Annotated in this window: 18 protein-coding genes and 1 pseudogene; 13 read left to right on the top strand and 6 right to left on the bottom strand. The window is 57.5% G+C overall.

Annotated elements, in window-relative coordinates:
- Positions 1–9: 9 nt before the first annotated feature.
- The 3 genes from BSK43_RS24615 to BSK43_RS24605 form a co-directional block, all read right to left on the bottom strand.
- A complete protein-coding gene (locus BSK43_RS24615; protein WP_077469966.1) occupies positions 10–588 on the bottom strand; it encodes a TetR/AcrR family transcriptional regulator in 579 nt (192 codons plus the stop codon).
- A complete protein-coding gene (locus BSK43_RS24610; protein WP_077469967.1) occupies positions 585–1,121 on the bottom strand; it encodes a dihydrofolate reductase family protein in 537 nt (178 codons plus the stop codon). Before BSK43_RS24610 ends, BSK43_RS24615 begins: the two co-directional genes overlap by 4 nt.
- Before the next feature lie 141 nt (positions 1,122–1,262).
- On the bottom strand, positions 1,263–1,595 hold the full coding sequence (locus BSK43_RS24605; RefSeq protein ID WP_077469968.1) for a hypothetical protein: 333 nt from the start codon (positions 1,593–1,595) through the stop codon (positions 1,263–1,265).
- A gap of 358 nt (positions 1,596–1,953) precedes the next feature.
- Between BSK43_RS24605 and BSK43_RS24600 the strand changes: the two genes are divergently transcribed.
- Both BSK43_RS24600 and BSK43_RS24595 read left to right on the top strand, forming a co-directional pair.
- Complete coding sequence (locus BSK43_RS24600) at positions 1,954–3,015, top strand: porin (RefSeq protein ID WP_077469969.1); 1,062 nt, start codon at positions 1,954–1,956, stop codon at positions 3,013–3,015.
- Between the two features lie 473 nt (positions 3,016–3,488).
- Positions 3,489–4,589 carry a porin gene (locus BSK43_RS24595; RefSeq protein WP_077469970.1) on the top strand — a complete coding sequence of 367 codons (1,101 nt, stop codon included), beginning with the start codon at positions 3,489–3,491 and terminating at the stop codon, positions 4,587–4,589.
- A 109-nt stretch (positions 4,590–4,698) separates the two neighbouring features.
- On the opposite strand, the gene BSK43_RS24590 is transcribed toward BSK43_RS24595, so the two are convergent.
- Both BSK43_RS24590 and BSK43_RS24585 read right to left on the bottom strand, forming a co-directional pair.
- Positions 4,699–5,592, bottom strand: a complete 894-nt coding sequence (locus BSK43_RS24590; protein ID WP_077469971.1) for an alpha/beta fold hydrolase — start codon at positions 5,590–5,592, stop codon at positions 4,699–4,701.
- 185 nt (positions 5,593–5,777) lie between these two features.
- The gene (locus BSK43_RS24585) at positions 5,778–7,832 is read right to left on the bottom strand and encodes a lytic transglycosylase domain-containing protein (protein ID WP_077469972.1); all 2,055 of its coding nucleotides are present in this window, start codon (positions 7,830–7,832) and stop codon (positions 5,778–5,780) included.
- A gap of 217 nt (positions 7,833–8,049) precedes the next feature.
- Here BSK43_RS24585 and dapA point away from each other — a divergent pair, with 217 nt between their 5' ends.
- Both dapA and smpB read left to right on the top strand, forming a co-directional pair.
- On the top strand, positions 8,050–8,934 hold the full coding sequence (dapA, locus tag BSK43_RS24580; protein ID WP_077469973.1) for a 4-hydroxy-tetrahydrodipicolinate synthase: 885 nt from the start codon (positions 8,050–8,052) through the stop codon (positions 8,932–8,934).
- 138 nt (positions 8,935–9,072) lie between these two features.
- Positions 9,073–9,552 (top strand): SsrA-binding protein SmpB, encoded by a 480-nt coding sequence (gene smpB / locus BSK43_RS24575; protein ID WP_068385567.1) that lies wholly within the window; start codon positions 9,073–9,075, stop codon positions 9,550–9,552.
- A gap of 81 nt (positions 9,553–9,633) precedes the next feature.
- Here smpB and BSK43_RS24570 read toward each other — a convergent pair whose 3' ends face one another.
- Positions 9,634–10,215, bottom strand: a complete 582-nt coding sequence (locus tag BSK43_RS24570) for an NYN domain-containing protein (RefSeq protein WP_068385569.1) — start codon at positions 10,213–10,215, stop codon at positions 9,634–9,636.
- A gap of 311 nt (positions 10,216–10,526) precedes the next feature.
- Here BSK43_RS24570 and rpoZ point away from each other — a divergent pair, with 311 nt between their 5' ends.
- The 9 genes and pseudogenes from rpoZ to BSK43_RS24525 all read left to right on the top strand — a co-directional run bounded on the left by rpoZ (position 10,527) and on the right by BSK43_RS24525 (position 18,220).
- Positions 10,527–10,928, top strand: a complete 402-nt coding sequence (gene rpoZ, locus BSK43_RS24565) for a DNA-directed RNA polymerase subunit omega (RefSeq protein ID WP_068385571.1) — start codon at positions 10,527–10,529, stop codon at positions 10,926–10,928.
- Between the two features lie 100 nt (positions 10,929–11,028).
- The gene (locus BSK43_RS24560; RefSeq protein ID WP_136687218.1) at positions 11,029–13,245 is read left to right on the top strand and encodes a bifunctional (p)ppGpp synthetase/guanosine-3',5'-bis(diphosphate) 3'-pyrophosphohydrolase; all 2,217 of its coding nucleotides are present in this window, start codon (positions 11,029–11,031) and stop codon (positions 13,243–13,245) included.
- 190 nt (positions 13,246–13,435) lie between these two features.
- On the top strand, positions 13,436–13,585 hold the full coding sequence (locus BSK43_RS24555) for a DUF3563 family protein (RefSeq protein ID WP_068385574.1): 150 nt from the start codon (positions 13,436–13,438) through the stop codon (positions 13,583–13,585).
- Positions 13,586–13,805: 220 nt separating this feature from the next.
- A complete protein-coding gene (locus tag BSK43_RS24550) occupies positions 13,806–14,393 on the top strand; it encodes a DUF2062 domain-containing protein (RefSeq protein WP_077469975.1) in 588 nt (195 codons plus the stop codon).
- A 40-nt stretch (positions 14,394–14,433) separates the two neighbouring features.
- Positions 14,434–14,838, top strand: coding sequence for a holo-ACP synthase (gene acpS / locus BSK43_RS24545; protein ID WP_068385578.1), 405 nt, complete (start codon positions 14,434–14,436; stop codon positions 14,836–14,838).
- Between the two features lie 115 nt (positions 14,839–14,953).
- Positions 14,954–15,700: a signal peptidase I gene (lepB, locus tag BSK43_RS24540; protein ID WP_077469976.1), complete on the top strand. Its 747-nt coding sequence runs from the start codon at positions 14,954–14,956 to the stop codon at positions 15,698–15,700.
- Positions 15,697–16,395: pseudogene (gene rnc, locus BSK43_RS24535) on the top strand (ribonuclease III); the annotation flags it as partial. The gene lepB and the pseudogene rnc, both read left to right, overlap by 4 nt.
- 42 nt (positions 16,396–16,437) lie before the next feature.
- Positions 16,438–17,382 (top strand): GTPase Era, encoded by a 945-nt coding sequence (era, locus tag BSK43_RS24530; RefSeq protein WP_077469977.1) that lies wholly within the window; start codon positions 16,438–16,440, stop codon positions 17,380–17,382.
- Positions 17,383–17,467: 85 nt separating this feature from the next.
- Positions 17,468–18,220, top strand: coding sequence for a Crp/Fnr family transcriptional regulator (locus BSK43_RS24525; protein ID WP_077469978.1), 753 nt, complete (start codon positions 17,468–17,470; stop codon positions 18,218–18,220).
- Positions 18,221–18,359: the final 139 nt, after the last annotated feature.

The following is an 18,359-nucleotide window of genomic DNA, read 5'->3' as shown; positions in this document are numbered from 1 at the left end:
TCGTTCGCGCTAAACTTCAAGACGATCCAGCAATTCTGAGATCGCGCGTTCGTAGTTTCCAAGCTCCTCGTCGATTGCCACGCGCTGCGAGTTGCCGTTCTTTCTACCTATCGCCGCAGCAAGCGCTGCACCATGTGTGTAGTCCACGAGAATATGCACCCAAAGCAGAGCTCGCGAAGGCGAGAGGCCAAGTTCTCCCAACAGCTTCGTGAGACTGTCTGTAATTCGTCTTGCATGGTCAGGGAGCTCGGCTGACTGGTTGAAAATAGCAAGGGTCAGGTCGGGGTGGCGCACCACTCTTGTGCGATATGCTTTGAGCAGGCCTTCTATTCGAAATCGAGGCGCGCCTTCTGACGGCGGAACAACATCCGCATAGACAATGTCTGCCAAGGCTCCAATCAATCCGTCCCGATCTTGGAAGTGGTGATAGATCGTCATCGGATTGACGCTCGCACGCTTGGCTACCGCGCGCATTGTCAGACGATCAAAACCCTCGCTGTCCAAAAGAGCCAAGGCCTCCGCAAGGATTTTTGCCGGTAGCTCGTTTTCTTCGTCGGCGCGTGGCCTGCCTCGGCTTCGCTGGGTCATTGTGTGACCGCATAGGTCGATTGCACCAGCCCGGAAGGAAATGCACGGGTGCCCACATGCCTCAGCTGGGTGTCGCGCCGGGCCGGGCCGAACAACGGGCGGCCGCTGCCGAGCAATATGGGGACGCGGGTAATCATCAGGTCGCTGATCAGCCCTTCCTGAAGGAAGGATTGGATAATACGTCCACCATCGACATAGACACGACGACATCCTTCCGCTTCGAGCATCGCCATGGCTTGCCGTGGCGACTTGTCGGCGAAGCGGACCTTGCCGGCAAGGTCAGCGGGCACCGGCTGTTCCGCTAAGGTGGAAGAAAGAACCAGCACCGGGCGATCATAGAACCATGGCGTCATGTCGCGCACCGTGTCGAACGTGCCTCGGCCCATTATGATGACGTCGATATCAGCTATGAAATCATTGTAACCGTGATCCTCGCCTGAGGCGTCGTGCTTGAGCAGCCATTCTATGTCGCCGTCATCGCGGGCGATGAACCCGTCCAGGCTGGTTGCGATAAAAACATGACCCGTGATCATCTCGCGTCTCCTAAATTATACGGTGTATAATTATGAATCGACGCGAGCTGTCAATTCTCCAACAACGAGCGGGCTGCCTGAGAACGGTAGATCCGCCCGACGTCACCAGTCGTCGCAAGTCATGGCCCATCGACGTGACCGTCATCTCACGTTGATCAGGATGCGCGGATCGTGCTGGCCCTTGCACAAAGGTGAGACCCTTCGATCGAGATAAAGCGGGCCGAAGATCGCCATCTGGATGAAACGGACATACAAAGCCGATGCCAACAGCTCTGCAGCGTGGTCATGTCCGCGACCTATGCGGATCGCAAGATCGCTATAATGTCGGTCACCATCTGCACAATTTAGCGATATCGAATCGGCTGCGATAGAATCAATTAGAGGCGTGCATCGATTTGGGACGCTGCCGCGGACGGCTTCCGGCCTGCCCACCACCTGCAATCGTAAGAGCGAAAGCAGCAAATCGACCGCCACGCCTCTCCAAATCCTTCAATTCGCTATGAATTGGCTGATATGGCCGCCAGGCTGTGTTTCTTCGGCGATATTTGATCCGGCTGCCTAAGTGCCCGTGACATAAGAATTTTCTTAACGAAGTCTAAATCTATATTGGCGCGCAGCTGTCGTTTTGTGTCCTTTCGGCAACAGGACTTGCGGAAGGCTTACGCAAATCACCCATTCCGAGAAGATGTCGATTGCGTGACAGAGCGCGTCTTGTATTTTCAATCTCGGAAGCGAGGGCGATTGATCGTCCACTTCTTGAAACGCGAGGATGGGACAGGGAATACCTTCGGGTAGTTCTCATTCTCGAATAAAACTTTGACTGGAGGTCAATATGAACATCAAGAGCCTTCTTCTTGGCTCCGCTGCTGCGCTTGCAGCAGTTTCCGGTGCTCACGCAGCTGACGCTATCGTAGCTGCTGAGCCGGAGCCGTTGGAATACGTTCGCATCTGCGACGCCTACGGTGCAGGCTACTTCTTCATTCCGGGCACCGAAACCTGCCTCAAGATCGGCGGTAAGGTTCGTACCGAAGGTCAGTGGTACGATGCCTACAACCCGAACAGCCGTCTGGGCACGCTTTGGCACACTCGTGCTGAGCTCCGCCTCGCAACCGCAAGCGACACCGAATACGGTCCGCTGAAGACCAACACCGAAATTCGTTGGGACTGGAACGACGGCAACGGCACCAAGACCAACCTGCTGCACGCCAGCATCAGCCTCGGTGGTTTCACCGTTGGTAAGGAAGACTCCGAGTTCAACGTATTCACCGGTTACGCCGGCGACGTCATCAACGACGACGTGGTCTATGATGGCCCGTACGAACTGAACCAGATCACCTACAACTACGATGCAGGCAACGGCTTCACCGCTGTTATCTCGCTCGAAGACACCAACTCCGGCACGGGCGCAACCGGTTCGAACGGCGAAGACAGCTCCGATCACTACGCTCCTGACGTTGTCGCCGGTGTTGGCTTCAAGTCCGGTGCATGGGGCTTCAAGGTGGTCGGCGGTTACGACTCGATCGTTGAAGAAGGCGCTATCAAGGCTCGTGTAGACGCTGACTTCGGCGCATTCTCGGCCTTCTTGATGGGCGGCTGGAACACGGACGGCGACAAGCTGAACAAGTATGCCGGCGCAAACGGCGCAGGCGCTGCATCTGGCATCGGCTGGGGCGACTGGGCTCTGTGGGGCGGCGCAAGCGTTCCGATCAACGAAAAGCTGAAGTGGAACGTTCAGCTCGCTTACACCGACTCCAAGATCTTCGCCGCTACGACGAATCTGACCTGGAACCCGGTTAAGAACCTGACCGTGCGTCCGGAAGTCTCCTACACCAACTGGGACTCCATCAATCAGGATCAGTGGTCTGGTATCCTCCGCTTCGAGCGCGCATTCTAATCTGATTTGACTTCGGTCATATGAGATTTATCACTTCGGTGAGGGGAAAGCCCGGCCTTTTGGCCGGGCTTTTTCTATGCTGCATAATCTGCTGCGTTTCTTTGCGTGTACTGCAAAGAGAAGAATGGTTGTTTCGGGATTGCGAATTTTCTCTTTGAATATTGTCTTGTAAGTTGCGCCATTTTTAAAAGTAATCTGAAGTAGAGATTCACTTCAACGGCGGCGATGTTGTGACAGTTTTACGACGTGATTTTTGTGCAACGCACCTTTTGAAACACGCGTCATAAATGCCGATAGTTTGTATCTGATATTGCTCTGAAAAAAACGATCTGTAGGTTCCAAATCGGAAGCAAGGCTTACTGTCTTGGTTCTCCCAGATCAGGGGTCAACTTTTAAAATCTAGGTGGGGTGGGGCGCGTCGATTTTCGCGGCGTGAAGACTCATACCTAATTGATATTGAAACTGGAGTTACTATGAACATCAAGAGCCTTCTTCTCGGCTCCGCTGCTGCGCTGGCAGCAGTATCCGGTGCTCATGCAGCCGACGCTATCGTTGCTGCTGAGCCGGAGCCTTTGGAATACGTTCGCATCTGCGACGCCTACGGTGCTGGCTACTTCTTCCTTCCGGGCACTGAAACCTGCCTCAAGATCGGCGGCATGGTCCGTACCGAAGGCGGCTGGTACAATGCTTACAATCCGGGCGTCGGCGGCAATCGCGGCACCTATTGGCATACCCGCGCTCAGCTGAGCGTCGACACCGCAACGGACACGGAATATGGTCCGCTGAAGACCAACACCGTCTATCGTTTCGACTTCAACGACGGCAAGGCCACGACCACCAAGCTGCTCTGGGCTAACATCAGCCTCGGTGGCTTCACCATTGGTAAGGCCGACTCGGCCTACAACCTGTACACCGGCTACGCTGGCGACGTCATCAACGACGACGTGATCTATGACGGCCCGTACGAACTCAACCAGATCACCTACAACTACGACGCCGGCAACGGCTTCACGGCTGTAGCTTCGGTCGAAGACAGCAACTCCAGCGGCACGGATTCGTCTTCGTACGGCTCCAGCTGGTGGACGGACGACAAGACCAATCACTACGCTCCGGACGGCGTTCTGGGTCTCGGCTACAAGGTTGGCAACTTCGGCTTCAAGGTTGTCGGCGGTTACGACTCCATCGTCGAAGAAGGCGCTGTCAAGGCTCGTATCGATGCCAACTTCGGTGGCTTCACGGCCTTCTTGATGGGCGGCTACAACACGGACGGCGACAAGCTGAACAAGTACGCCGGCACCAACCTCGATCGTTCTGCTTGCCCTGCTAGCGATGCATCGAAGTGCGGCTGGGGTGACTGGGCTGTTTGGGGCGGCGTTGGCGTTCCGATCAACGAAAAGCTGAAGTGGAACCTCCAGCTCGCCTACACCGACTCGAAGATCTTCGAAGCGACCACGAACCTCAAGTTCAACCCGGTCAAGAACCTGCTCATCGAGCCGGAAGTTACCTACACCAACTTCGACTCTGTGAACCAGGATCAGTGGGCTGGTATCCTTCGCTTCCAGCGCAGCTTCTAATTCGGTTCGCCGAATCGGATTGCACTCATCTTCTGATCAGACCTCCGATCAGAAAAAAACTGGCCCGGTTCTCCCAACCGGGCCTTTCCATTTATGCAGAATTGAGACGTTAAGACCCGGAAAGAAAAGAGCGAATGGCATCCGGAATATCACCGAGATGTAATATGGGAGCATGTCCTTGCTCGGCGATCACCTTGATGGTGGCTCCTGGATGGCGGCGCGCCATTTCGTCGGTCGTGGCGGCGGCCAGCAGCTTCGAATTCTCGCCGCGAATCACCATCAGCGGAATGTCCTTGAAGCCCTCGAACTGTGCCCAAAGATCGGGAAGCGGTGCTTCAAGGTCGAGTGCTTGCATCTGTACGGCGATGGCAGGATCGTAATCGGCAATGGGTTTGCCATCCTCGAAGGCGTAAATTGCCCGCGCCATGTCCTCCCAATCCTCATGACTTAGTGCGGTAAAGGCGCTGCCATGATTTTCCCGCAGGATGTCGACGGCATCGTCCCGATCGGCGGCCTTCCTGTCGCGGTTCAGATAGTCGCGAATGTCGGTGAGCCCGATCTTCTCCAACACAGGGCCGATATCATTGAGAATGACCGTTTTCAGAATATCCGGGCGGCTCGCCGCCAGCACATGCAGGACGAGACCGCCGCGTGATGTCCCGATGAAGTTGGCCTGGGGGATATCAAGCGCGGCGCAGACGGCCAGAACGTCTTGGGTTTCGACGGCGAGATTGTAGTGGGATTTCTCCGCATCGCGCTCGGACAGGCCGCGCCCGCGGGCGTCGAGCGTGATCACTCTGTAAGGACTGGTCGGATGCTGCGCCAGCAGCAGCGCCAATTGATGAAAATCCCGCGAATTGCGGGTAAGGCCCGGCAGGCAGATGACGGGCGGCCGGGCTCGCGTTGCTGTTTCATCGCCTGTGTAGTCTCGAACATAGAGCTTTAGCCCGTCCTGGGCTGGTATCGTTCGAGCAAGGAAGCCGCTTTCGTCGTCGCTGCGCATACATCGTGCCTCGTGCTTGGAATATCACGCGGGATGTAACGTCATTTCGACAGCATGCACAACCGCGGTTGAGGCTGCCGTCTAGAGCATTTCCAGGAAAAGTGCGCGGCGGTTTTCCCCGGCCCGGAATGCGTAAAAACAAAGAGATAGGGCGCTTTCGCGATTCGAAGAAAAGCGAAAATGCTCTAGCCGCGACCGTTGACGAGATCGTGCACGATATCGGCCTTCTGGCCGAGGCGCGTCTTGTAGACTTGATAGTTCTCCATCACCCGTTGCACATAATTGCGTGTCTCGGGGAAGGGGATGCGCTCGATCCAGTCGATGACCTCGTCGATCGACTTGCCGCGCGGGTCGCCATAGCGGCTGATCCATTCCGGCACCTTGTTCGGGCCGGCATTGTAGGCGATGAAGGTAAGGATGTAAGAACCGCCGAAGGTGTCGATCTGCTCGCCGAGATAATGGGCGCCGAGCGTAGCATTATAGCCGGCATCCTGTGTCAGCTTCTCGGCGGAGTAAGCCATGCCGTGCCGCCCGGCGACCGCCTTGGCCGTCTTCGGCAGCAATTGCAGCAGGCCGCGTGCGTTGGCCGAAGACACCGCCGCCGGATTGAAGGCGCTCTCCTGCCGAGCGATGGCATAGGCAAGGGCCTTGCCGGAGCCGGAAATATTGGCGTTGGCCGGAATGACGCCGATCGGGAAAGCCAGCGCCGCCACGTCGACGCCACGACCATAGGCGATCTTGCCGATCTGCAACGAGAGCTGATGGTTGCCGGAGCGCTCCGCGCGAGCCGCCAGCATGGCGATTTCGCCAGGGCTCTCCAATTGCTTCGCCAGTGCACGATAGAGCGCCTCGGCACGCCAGCCATGTCCGGCTGCCTCCAGGCGCGATATGGCCTGCACAGCCTCGCGTGCCTGGAATCGCTGCCGATCCTGACCTGACGGCGATGGATAAGTGACATCAAGCATCCTGCGGCCGAGCTTCTCAGCCGCGAGCTGGCCGTAGAATGTGCTCGGATAGGAGGCGGCCTTGGCATAGAGGTCGGCGGCTTTTCCGGGGCCGCCCGCGTCGGCCGCACGACCTAGCCAATACCAGGCGCGTGACTGTGAGATCGGCCCGTTCGACACCTGAAGGATCTTGCGGAAATGCGCCGCGGCGGTCGCGCCGTCCTTGAGACCACGTAGTGCATACCATCCGGCATGGAACTCGGCCTCGCCAACATCTTGCGGGCTTTCCGCGACATTGGCATCGACGACGCGATAGGCATCGCTGAAATCGCCCTGGTCCACCAGGCCGCGGCTGACGATGCGTTGCTCGTTCCACCATTGTCCGGGGTTGACGAGCACGCTGCGGTCGCGCGGCATCTGCGCCAGAAGTCTGGCGGCGTCGTCATATCTGTCTTGGCGGCGCAGGTTTTCGATCCGCATGAAGAGATAGGCAGGGTCCTTGCGCCATTGCGCATCCATGGATGCGATCAGCGCATCTGCCTTGCCGGAACGATCATTGACCGCTGCCCAGGCCTTGTAGAGCGATTGCGCCTTGCCAAGGTCACCGAAACGTTTCGCTTGTACGGTACGATCGCGATAAAGCAGGTAGTCCATGCGGGCCTTGTGATCGGCGGGCGAAAGCAGGCTTGAGAATTCCGCGAGGATCTTGTCTTCGAGCGATTTATCCAGGGTTTCGTTGCGCCAGATCTTGCGGATCAGTTTCGCAGCCGGCGCTGACGAGCCGCGTGCCATCAGTGCGCGCGAGAGGATTATAGAGCCTTCCACGGTTTCCGGCTGGGTGCTGCCGAATGCGGCAAGGACTTGATCCGTCGGCGGATTTTCGGCGTAAAGAGCTCGCTCCGAGTTGGCTCGCAGGCTGCCTAGCCCGGGCCAGCCCACGAGCTCGCGGGCGGCAGCGGCAATTTCACCCGAGGGGACGCCGGTTTGGCCCGAAGTTGCGATTGCCCAGGTCAGGATATGGCGATCAAGCGTGCCGTCGCTCATGCTGTTACGCACAGCGATCGCCTGCATCGGATTTTTGTTGGAAAGTGCGTCGAGACCAGCCTTCAGGTCGCTGTTCACGGGCGCAACCGTGGAGCCAAGCGGGATCGCGGCTGTGCTCATCGGATCCGGCACCGCCATGGCCACATCGGCATCATTACGGGCTGCTGTCTGTTTACCGGGAAGCTGCGAGGCAAACGCGCCCCACGCGACCGCCAAGCCGACAACGGTCCAGATCGTCACAGGTTTCTTCATCCGGCTACTCACAAAACAATCAGGCCCTTTCCATTTGCCAAATGCTATATTAACGAAACCTTACCGGTGCTTCGAATTTCAATCAATTATGATATCGGAAACTGACGCTCACCGTTCAAAGCGCGCTTGTCGCCAGCAAGACGGCGCTTTATGGTGCGCGGATTCATAACCATGGATTGCGGCTGAAGCATGAAGGCTATGCCGCTAGGAGACTTGCATGTTCCAGGGGTCCATTCCCGCTCTCGTTACGCCCTTTACTGATGCCGGCAAGGTGGATGAAGCTTCGTTCGCATCCCATGTCGAGTGGCAGATAAAAGAGGGTAGCCGCGGTCTGGTGCCTGTGGGCACGACCGGTGAATCGCCGACCCTGTCGCATGACGAGCACAAGCGTGTCGTCGAGCTCTCCATCGAAGTGGCGAACAAGCGCGTTCCTGTTATGGCCGGTGCCGGCTCGAACAATACGCGCGAAGCGATCGAGCTTGCCCAGCACGCCGAGAAGGTCGGTGCCAATGCTGTGCTGGTGGTTACTCCATATTACAACAAGCCGACGCAGAAGGGCCTGTACGCTCATTTCGCAGCCGTCGCGGAAGCCGTGAAGCTGCCAATCTATATCTACAATATTCCGGGTCGTTCGGTTGTGGACATGACGCCGGAGACCATGGGCGCGCTCGCGAAGGCCTACGCCAATATCGTCGGCGTCAAGGATGCCACCGGCAAGATCGAGCGCGTTTCCGAGCAGCGCATTACCTGCGGTCGTGATTTCCGCCAGCTATCCGGCGAAGACGCGACGGCGCTCGGCTTCAATGCGCATGGCGGTATCGGATGCATTTCCGTAACGGCCAATGTCGCTCCGCGCCTCTGTGCGGAATTCCAGGCGGCAACGCTTGCGGGTGATTATGCCAAGGCCCTGGAATATCAGGACCGCCTGATGCCCCTGCATAAGGCGATCTTTATCGAGCCTGGCCTGTGCGGCGCAAAGTATGGCCTTTCGCGCCTTGGCCGCATGAGCCGCAATGTACGTTCGCCGCTTTTGTCGACCCTGGAGCCGGGCACGGAAGCTGCAATCGATGCGGCGCTGCGCCATGCCGGTCTGCTGAACTGACGACAGGCAAGCGTACTGGGGAAACTCTCTGTTGGACCGCTCTCTCTTCACAAGGAGGGCGGTCTCGCTTATTTAGGGTGCAGGAATTTGGCGCGCCGAGGGCTGCCGCCGGAATGAACCAAGAAAAGAAGAAGAATCATGGCCCCCAAAGGCAGCCAACGCGTCGTGAAGAAGATCGTGGCGGAAAACCGCAAGGCACGCTTCAACTACGAGATCATCGATACATATGAGGCCGGGCTCGTGCTGATGGGCACGGAGGTCAAGTCTTTGCGCGAAGGCAAGGCTAACATCGCCGAATCCTACGCTTCCGACGAGGGCGGCGAGATCTGGCTCATCAATTCTTATTTGCCCGAATATCTGCAGGCGAACCGCTTCAACCACGAGCCGCGCCGGCGCCGGAAATTACTGCTTTCCAGCCGCGAAATCGGCCGGTTGCGGTCTGCCATCAATCGCGAGGGCATGACGCTCGTGCCGTTGAAGATCTATTTCAACGACAATGGCCGGGCGAAGCTCGAACTGGCACTCGCCAAGGGTAAGAAGCTCCACGACAAGCGCGAGTCCGAAAAAGAGCGTGATTGGAACCGGCAAAAGAGCCGGCTGCTGAAGGATAACCGCTAGAGCATTTCCAGGAAAAGTGCGCAGCGGTTTTCCGTCCGGAAATGCGTAAAAACAAAGAGATAGAGCCGAAAGCCTTCGGCCTTATTCGCTGTCCGCTTCCGCGTGACTGACCTCTGCCGACCGGTGAGGGCGCTCGGAGGGCTCACGGCCGATTTCGGCTTTCAGCGACACAAGGTCGATGAAATGGTCGGCCTGCCGGCGCAGATCGTCGGCGATCATCGGCGGTTGGGTTGCCATGGTCGAAATCACCGAAACCTTGCGTCCGCGCCGCTGCAGTGCTTCGACCAGCGTGGTGAAATCGCCATCGCCGGAGAAGATCACCAGATGGTCGACGGTTTCGGACTGCTCCATGGCGTCGATCGCCAGCTCGATGTCCATGTTGCCCTTGATCTTGCGGCGCCCCATGGAGTCGGTGAATTCCTTGGCCGGCTTGGTGACGACCTTGTAGCCGTTATAGTCGAGCCAGTCGATCAACGGACGGATCGACGAATATTCCTGATCTTCGATAAGGGCTGTGTAGTAATAGGCCCGCAGCAGATAGCCACGCTTCTGGAAGGCTTTCAGGAGTTTGCGGTAGTCGATATCGAAGCCGAGGCTCTTGGATGCAGCGTAGAGGTTGGCGCCGTCTATAAAAAGTGCAATTTTCTCGCGTGGGTCAAACATCGCTTACATATCCACTGTTACAAAAACGTAATATCTTTATTCAAAGTTCAGCTAAAACAATGCCTTATGCTGCAGTGCGGAATAATTCGTATTACTTTATGAACTATTCATATAACCGAGACTTAGGGCACGAAAGGGGATATTCCAAGCAACCTAAGATAGAATTCATAGCTTGTCGCGGAGAATTTTAGCACTTTTCCCGACGGTGCGCAGGCGCTCAAACAGGAAAAACTTGAATTTGCCATCGTTTGCTTGTATCGGCGTGCTACTCCGAGACATGATGACGACATCACGACCGCAAAGGACAGGCAATGGCCCGTGTCACAGTAGAAGATTGCATTGATAAAGTTGAGAACCGGTTCGAGCTCGTATTGCTCGCCAGCCACCGCGCTCGCCTGATTTCGCAAGGGTCCTCGATCACGATCGACCGCGACAACGACAAGAACCCTGTCGTCGCTCTGCGCGAAATCGCCGATGAGACGCTGTCACCAGACGATCTCAAGGAAGACCTGATCCATTCGCTGCAGAAGCATGTCGAAATCGATGAGCCCGAGCCCGATCCTGCAAGCCTTCTGGCCGCCGGCGGTGCTTCTGCCTCGAGCGACGAAGAAGAAGATGCTCCGGAAGCCGTTACTTTCGACCAGATGTCGGAAGAAGAACTGCTGGCCGGCATCGAAGGTCTGGTTCCGCCGGAAAAAAGCGACGATTACTGATCGTTGCGCTTGATGCTCCGAGCAGGAGCGATATGATGAGGGGATGCGTGCGCCGGTCATATGACTGGCGCGCTTTTGTTTTTGCGGGAGTAGCCTTGGAATGATGCGGCAATACGAGCTTGTTGAGCGGGTGCAGAAATATAAGCCCGATGCCAACGAAGCTCTGCTCAACAAGGCCTATGTCTATGCGATGCAGAAGCATGGCCAGCAGAAGCGTGCCAGCGGCGATCCCTATATTTCCCATCCTCTCGAAGTTGCTGCCATCCTGACGGATATGCGTCTGGACGAATCGACCATTGCTGTCGCGCTGCTCCACGACACGATCGAGGATACGACGGCGACGCGCGCCGAGATTGACGAGTTGTTCGGCGAGGATATCGGCCGGCTGGTCGAGGGCCTGACCAAGATCAAGAAGCTCGATCTCGTCACCAAGAAGGCCAAGCAGGCGGAAAACCTGCGCAAGCTGCTGCTGGCCATTTCCGACGATGTGCGCGTGCTTCTGGTGAAGCTCGCCGATCGCCTGCACAATATGCGCACCCTCGATCATATGTCGCCGGAAAAGCGGGCCCGCATTTCCGAGGAGACGATGGAGATCTATGCGCCGCTTGCCGGCCGCATGGGCATGCATGACATGCGCGAAGAACTGGAGGAGCTGTCCTTCCGCCACATCAATCCCGAAGCGCACGATACCGTCACCAAGCGCCTGGAAGAGCTGTCACGGCGCAATGAAGGCCTGGTCAAGAAGATCGAGACGGAGTTGCGCGATCTTCTTGTTGCCAACGGCCTTGCCAATGCAATGGTCAAGGGGCGGCTGAAGAGCCCTTATTCGGTCTTCCGCAAGATGCAGTCGAAGTCGCTGTCCTTCGAGCAGCTTTCGGATATTTACGGCTTCCGTCTTCTCGTCGATGACGTTCCGTCCTGCTACCGCGCGCTCGGCATCGTCCACACGCGCTGGCGCGTCGTCCCGGGTCGGTTCAAGGACTATATCTCGACGCCGAAGCAGAATGACTACCGCTCCTTGCACACGACGATCGTTGGCCCCTCCAGTCAGCGCATCGAATTGCAGATCCGCACCAAGCGCATGCATGAAATCGCCGAATTCGGCATTGCCGCCCATACGCTCTACAAGGACGGGGCAAACGGCAATGGCGACGGCGAGCTGCTCTCGCGGGAGAGCAATGCCTATTCCTGGCTGCGTCACACCATCGAGGCGCTGGCCGAAGGCGATAGCCCTGAAGAGTTCCTGGAGCATACGAAGCTCGAACTGTTCCAGGATCAGGTCTTCTGCTTCACGCCCAAGGGCAAGCTGATCGCCTTGCCGCGTGGGGCAACGCCGATCGACTTCGCCTATGCCGTTCACACCAATATCGGCGACACCACGGTTGGCGCAAAGATCAACGGCCGTATCATGCCGCTGGTGACGCGGCTGACCAATGGCGATGAGGTCGAGATCATCCGCTCCGGCGTACAGGTGCCGCCGGCCGCGTGGGAAGAGATCGTCGTGACTGGCAAGTCGCGCGCAGCCATTCGCCGCGCCACCCGGCTTGCCATCCGCAAGCAATATGCCGGCCTTGGCCATCGCATTCTCGAACGCACCTTCGAGCGCGCCGGCAAGGTTTTCTCGCGGGATGCACTGAAGCCTGCCCTGCATCGTCTCGGCCAGAAGGATGTCGAGGACGCTATTGCTGCCGTCGGGCGAGGGGAGATGTCGTCGCTCGATGTGCTGCGCGCCGTCTATCCCGACCATCAGGACGAACGCGTGACAGTCAAGCCCGCCGGCGATGAGGGTTGGTTCAACGTCCACAGCGCCTCCGGCATGATCTTCAAGATCCCCGGCAAGAACAAGGCCGACCTCGTCGATGGCATCGAAGCTCCGCCCATCCGGGGTCTCGCAGCCAATGTCGAAGTGCATTTCGCCCCGACAGGCGCCGTCCCCGGCGACCGCATCGTTGGCATCATGGAAAAAGGCAGGGGGATCACCATATACCCCATCCAGTCGCCGATCCTGCAGCGGTTCGACGACGAGCCGGAGCGCTGGATTGACGTTCGCTGGGATCTGGACGAGGCCAACAAGTCCCGTTTTGCCGCGCGTGTCCTGATCAACGCGCTGAACGAACCCGGCACACTGGCCAAGGTGGCGCAGACCGTCGCCGATGTCGACGTCAATATCCGCATTCTCAATACCGTCCGCGTTGCCGCCGACTTCACCGAGATGGCGCTGGATGTCGAGGTCTGGGACCTGCGCCAGCTCAACCAGCTTTTGGTCCAGCTCAAGGAACTGGATTGCATCGCAACGGTGAAGCGGCTTTACGAATAAAGACACCGCTTCCGCCATCGATCCGGGCATGCTGCATATTTTGTGATCATTTTATGACCAAATTCGAGCGGCTTTCCGGATTGATATGCATTGAACGCATGGCTGTGTGTATTTTAGAGCGGTGGTAATTAGCCTCCGCCGAGCCTATCTTCCGGTCATCGAAGAAACGAAACAGAGATGAGAGAAGACAATGTTTAGCCCGATCAAGAAAATCGCCCGCGCCCTGCGTGTTCCGAGTGTTGAAGAACGCGAAATGGCTTACCTGAATGGTTCGCATGACCGTTTTGACCTTGAATATCGCCAGCGTCAGGTTGACCGCGGTCTGTTCCGCGTCCGTTAATCGCCGTTAATACTTTTAAGACCAGGAGGGGCGCGTTGTTATTGCGCCCTTGGAGCTTCCCGATCTTGCGGGAATGCTTCCCCGAAATGGAAGAACGTTTTTAATTCTGCCTCCTGAGCAGATGACGTTCCAAAAAAGGGCCGTAGTTGCGGTTCTTAATCAGTGCGTGAATGCTTGGCCGGTCTTGTCATGACGGCCCCCAGTGCACTAGATAAGCCGCATGCTATTTCGTCGCCGAAAACCACTGACACTGAAGGAAAAACTGCGGGAGCATCTTTGGCCCCGCAAGGGTTTCGTTCGTTCATTTCAATATTTTGGTAAGCGCCTCGTTCGTCTTGCAGCCTCGCCGCATTCGGTTGCAGCAGGCTTCGCAGCGGGCATCGTTGTGTCATGGACACCCTTCATCGGCGTACATTTCGTGATGGCGATCATCATCGCCTATCTGATCGGGGGCAATGTCATTGCCTCCGCGCTCGGCTGTCTGGCAGCCGGCAATCCCATTACCTATCCCTTCATCTGGGCCTTCACCTGGGAAATTGGCCATCTGATCCTGGCGCGTGACAGCGGCGGGCAGGGCGGTGGCATCGATCTGCCGGCGCTCTGGCACAAGGGCGACCTCCTGCAAATTTGGGACCCGGTTTTGAAGCCGATGCTGATTGGCGGCATTCCGCCGGCAATCATTTCCGGCGTCATCGTCTATGCGCTCACCTATTATGGCGTTAAGACCTTCAAGACGCGCCGCAAGGAACGTTTGATGGAGCGTGCCCGTGAGCGCTTGGCGCTTGCCGACAACGCATCGAGCGTTTGACGAAGCCTGACTTCGCCCCGGCCGCCTGGAGGGCCTTCTATTGATCATCGGGATAGGCAGCGATCTTATCGACATCCGCCGCGTCGAAAAGACGATGGAGCGCTTTGGTGCGCGGTTTACGGAGCGCTGTTTCACCGACATCGAGCGCGCCAAGTCCGAGCGTCGCAAGAACAAGGCCGCGTCCTACGCCAAGCGCTTTGCCGCCAAGGAGGCCTGCTCCAAGGCACTGGGCACCGGTCTGGCGCAAGGCGTCTTCTGGCGCGACATGGGTGTCGTCAATCTGCCGAGCGGCAAGCCGACAATGCAGCTGACCGGAGGGGCGGCGGAGCGACTCGCCTCTATGTTGCCGGCAAATCATCGCGCCGCCATTCATTTGACGATAACTGATGATTTTCCTCTTGCTCAGGCATTTGTGATCATCGAGGCTCTACCGATGGACGGCTGAATCGCCGTCAGATGCCGCTTTTGGCACCGGCGCCATTGCCGCCGTGATTTGAAGCGAGTAGAGAAGGCCTGAATGCAAGTTGCGCCGGTGGGGTGCGAAAAAGGAATAAGACTGCGTGTCCGAGAAAGCCGTAAAACAGCAGAATGCTCTGTGGGAAAATATCAAGGTCATCGTTCAGGCACTGCTCCTGGCCATGATCATCCGCACGGTTCTATTTCAGCCATTCACCATTCCGTCCGGCTCGATGATGCCGACGCTCCTGGTCGGCGACTATATCTTCGTCAACAAGTTCGCCTACGGTTATTCGAAATATTCGCTGCCGTTCTCGCCGGACCTGTTCAACGGGCGTATCTTCGGCAGCGAGCCGAAGCGCGGCGACGTCGTGGTTTTCCGCTTCCCGCCAAATCCTGATGTCGACTACATCAAGCGCGTTATCGGTCTCCCCGGCGACCGTATCCAGGTGAAGAACGATATTCTCTATATCAACGGCCAGGCCGTGCCGCGCGAACCGCATGGCACCTTCGCTTCGGATTATAGCCAGGAACCGGGTGATAACATCGCGGTCTACAGCGAGCGCCTGGCGGATACGGGCAAGGTCTACGACACGCTGGACCTGTCGCCGAATTCGCGTGGCGATAACACCCAGGAATATGTCGTGCCGGCAGGTCACTATTTCATGATGGGCGATAATCGCGACAATTCGGACGACAGTCGCTTCGATGTCGGTTATGTGCCGGCTGAGAACCTTATCGGCCGCGCCAGCATCATCTTCTTCTCGCTCGGCCACGACACGTCGTTCCGGGAAGTCTGGAAATGGCCGACCAACATGCGTTGGGATCGCCTCTTCAAGGTTGTCGAATGACGAAAGTGCCGACGCTCTCGCAGGCGGATCGTAGCAAACTCGAATCTGCGATAGGCTACGAGTTCGTCGAGAAGGATCGTCTCGATTGGGCGCTGACGCATGCCAGCGCCCGTACCAACAAGACGGATAATTACGAACGGCTGGAATTTCTCGGTGACCGGGTTCTCGGCCTGTGCATTGCCGAACTGTTGTTCAGAACCTTTACGACGGCGACGGAAGGTGAGCTTTCGGTGCGCCTGAACCAGCTGGTCAGCGCCGACACCTGCGCTGAAGTCGCCGACGAGATGCAGCTGCACCTCTATATCCGCACCGGCGCCGACGTGAAGAAGCTGACCGGCAAACGCATGCTCAATGTACGTGCCGATGTTGTCGAAAGCCTGATTGCGGCAATCTATCTGGATGGCGGCCTCGAAGTGGCCCGCAAGTTCATTTTGCGCTATTGGGAGCGTCGCGCCGTTCGGCCCGATGGTGCAAGGCGCGACGCCAAGACGGAATTGCAGGAATGGGCGCATGCGAAATTCGGCGTTACCCCGGTCTACAGGGTTGATGATCGCAGCGGACCGGATCATGATCCCCGCTTCACGGTAACCGTGGAAGTGGCGGGAACGGTGCCCGAGACAGGAATTGATCGCTCCAAACGCGCGGCCGAGCAGGTTGCGGCGACGCGGATATTGGAACGAGAAGGTATATGGCAGCTCAGTCAACTGAGAAATGACTGCCTGGAAACGACGGAAAAGATGACCAATCAAGAAGACACGCCCACCGACGACGGTGCGGCTGAACACATCGGCCCAACCCATTCAGGCTTCGTGGCCCTCATCGGCCCGACCAATGCCGGCAAGTCGACGTTGCTCAACCGCCTCGTGGGCGCAAAGGTTTCCATCGTGAGCCACAAGGTTCAGACCACGCGCGCGATCGTGCGCGGGATTGCCACTCACAACAACGCACAGATCGTGTTCATGGACACGCCCGGCATCTTCAAGCCGCGCCGGCGTCTCGACCGCGCCATGGTGACGTCTGCCTGGGGCGGCGCCAAGGATGCCGATCTGATCATGCTGCTGATCGACAGCGAGCGCGGATTGCGCGGCGATGCCGAAGCCATTCTCGAAGGGCTGAAGGAGGTTTTTCAGCCGAAGATCCTCGTCCTCAACAAGATCGACCGTGTCCGTCGCGAAGATCTGCTGGCGCTGGCCGCTGCCGCCAACGAGAAGATCGAATTCACGCAGACCTTCATGGTATCGGCCGAGAACGGTTCCGGCTGCGATGATGTGATGGACTATCTGGCAAAGACCTTGCCGGAGGGGCCTTGGTATTATCCGGAAGACCAGATTTCCGATCTGCCGATGCGTCAGCTTGCCGCCGAAATCACGCGCGAAAAGCTGTTTCTTCGCCTGCATCAGGAACTTCCGTATTCCTCGCATGTCGAGACGGAAAAGTGGGAAGAGCGCAAGGACGGCTCTGTTCGCATCGAGCAGGTGATCTATGTCGAGCGCGCAAGCCAGAAGAAGATTGCGCTGGGCAAGGGAGGCGAGGCGATCAAGTCGATCTCGACCGCATCGCGCAAGGAACTCTCCGAGATCCTCGAGCAGCCGGTGCATCTCTTCCTTTTCGTTAAGGTACGCGAGAATTGGGGAGATGATCCCGAACGCTTCCGGGAGATGGGGCTCGAATTCCCGCGTTGATGGAACTTTGCTCCGCTGAGCGCTTTATATTGCAGCAGTTTAGCGGGCGTGTCGCCTGGGCTGATGCAACTCAGGGGAGCGTTTCATGGCGGGTGCGGCGGCGATGCATGGGCAGCGAACCTCATGCCAGGAATGTCCGTTGAGATTGCTCCCGAGCTTCCGGGAATTCGAGCGCGATGAGCTGAGTTTCATCAGCCGCTTCAAGAAGGGTGAGCTTCTCGTCGACGCCGGCGCCACGATTTTCCTGGAAGGCGCGCACAGTGCCCACCTCTTCACCATCCTGTCAGGCTGGGGCTTTCGCTACAAGACGCTTGAGGACGGTCGCCGGCAGATCCTCAACTATGTGATGCCGGGCGATCTCATCGGATTGCAGGGCTCGATCATGGGAGAGATGCAGCACTCCACCGAGGCGTTGTCGCCGATTACGCTTTGCGTATTCGAGCGGGCGGAATTGATGACGCTTTACAATTCTCATGCCTCGCTCGCCTTCGACGTCACCTGGATTGCTGCTCAGGAAGAGCGAATATTGGACGAGCACCTGCTAAGCATCGGGCGTCGATCGGCAGTCGAGCGGGCAGCCTATCTGATCGCCTACCTGCATCAGCGGGCCAGTGCCCTCCGTCTCTTTGATGGCAGCAAGGTCATCCCGATCACGCAGCAGCATGTTGCCGATACGCTCGGCCTATCCGTTGTCCATACCAACAAGACATTGAAAAAGCTGGCGGAACGCGGACTGATCGCCTGGCAAGAGCGTGGCTGCAAGGTTCTCGATGGAGAAAAGCTCGCCGAAATCGCGGATTGGAACGGTCTTGATTCGGGACGGCGCCCCTTTATTTGACGCCTATTATTGTTCCCGGCAGTATGTCTTTTTTAAATGTCGGCATCGACTGTATCAGGTTAGATTACTTCCTCCGTCACTTTTCGACCAGTTTCACCTTTTACTAACCCCGGTGGCAAAAGCGATTGGAGCATTTTGA

The sequence above is a fragment of the Rhizobium sp. P44RR-XXIV genome, assembly GCF_001999485.2.
Classification (GTDB): domain Bacteria; phylum Pseudomonadota; class Alphaproteobacteria; order Rhizobiales; family Rhizobiaceae; genus Rhizobium.
This window is presented reverse-complemented; position numbering and strand designations above follow the sequence as displayed.

What these genes read in the sequence shown, in the direction of transcription:
- BSK43_RS24560 (WP_136687218.1), top strand. Translation starts at nt 11,029, where the DNA reads ATGATGCGGCAATACGAGCTTGTTGAGCGGGTGCAGAAATATAAGCCC.
- BSK43_RS24615 (WP_077469966.1), bottom strand. Translation starts at nt 588, where the DNA reads ATGACCCAGCGAAGCCGAGGCAGGCCACGCGCCGACGAAGAAAACGAG.
- BSK43_RS24610 (WP_077469967.1), bottom strand. Translation starts at nt 1,121, where the DNA reads ATGATCACGGGTCATGTTTTTATCGCAACCAGCCTGGACGGGTTCATC.
- rpoZ (WP_068385571.1), top strand. Translation starts at nt 10,527, where the DNA reads ATGGCCCGTGTCACAGTAGAAGATTGCATTGATAAAGTTGAGAACCGG.
- era (WP_077469977.1), top strand. Translation starts at nt 16,438, where the DNA reads ATGACCAATCAAGAAGACACGCCCACCGACGACGGTGCGGCTGAACAC.
- BSK43_RS24600 (WP_077469969.1), top strand. Translation starts at nt 1,954, where the DNA reads ATGAACATCAAGAGCCTTCTTCTTGGCTCCGCTGCTGCGCTTGCAGCA.
- BSK43_RS24585 (WP_077469972.1), bottom strand. Translation starts at nt 7,832, where the DNA reads ATGAAGAAACCTGTGACGATCTGGACCGTTGTCGGCTTGGCGGTCGCG.
- dapA (WP_077469973.1), top strand. Translation starts at nt 8,050, where the DNA reads ATGTTCCAGGGGTCCATTCCCGCTCTCGTTACGCCCTTTACTGATGCC.
- smpB (WP_068385567.1), top strand. Translation starts at nt 9,073, where the DNA reads ATGGCCCCCAAAGGCAGCCAACGCGTCGTGAAGAAGATCGTGGCGGAA.
- BSK43_RS24550 (WP_077469975.1), top strand. Translation starts at nt 13,806, where the DNA reads ATGCTATTTCGTCGCCGAAAACCACTGACACTGAAGGAAAAACTGCGG.
- BSK43_RS24595 (WP_077469970.1), top strand. Translation starts at nt 3,489, where the DNA reads ATGAACATCAAGAGCCTTCTTCTCGGCTCCGCTGCTGCGCTGGCAGCA.
- BSK43_RS24590 (WP_077469971.1), bottom strand. Translation starts at nt 5,592, where the DNA reads ATGCGCAGCGACGACGAAAGCGGCTTCCTTGCTCGAACGATACCAGCC.
- BSK43_RS24570 (WP_068385569.1), bottom strand. Translation starts at nt 10,215, where the DNA reads ATGTTTGACCCACGCGAGAAAATTGCACTTTTTATAGACGGCGCCAAC.
- BSK43_RS24555 (WP_068385574.1), top strand. Translation starts at nt 13,436, where the DNA reads ATGTTTAGCCCGATCAAGAAAATCGCCCGCGCCCTGCGTGTTCCGAGT.
- BSK43_RS24525 (WP_077469978.1), top strand. Translation starts at nt 17,468, where the DNA reads ATGGCGGGTGCGGCGGCGATGCATGGGCAGCGAACCTCATGCCAGGAA.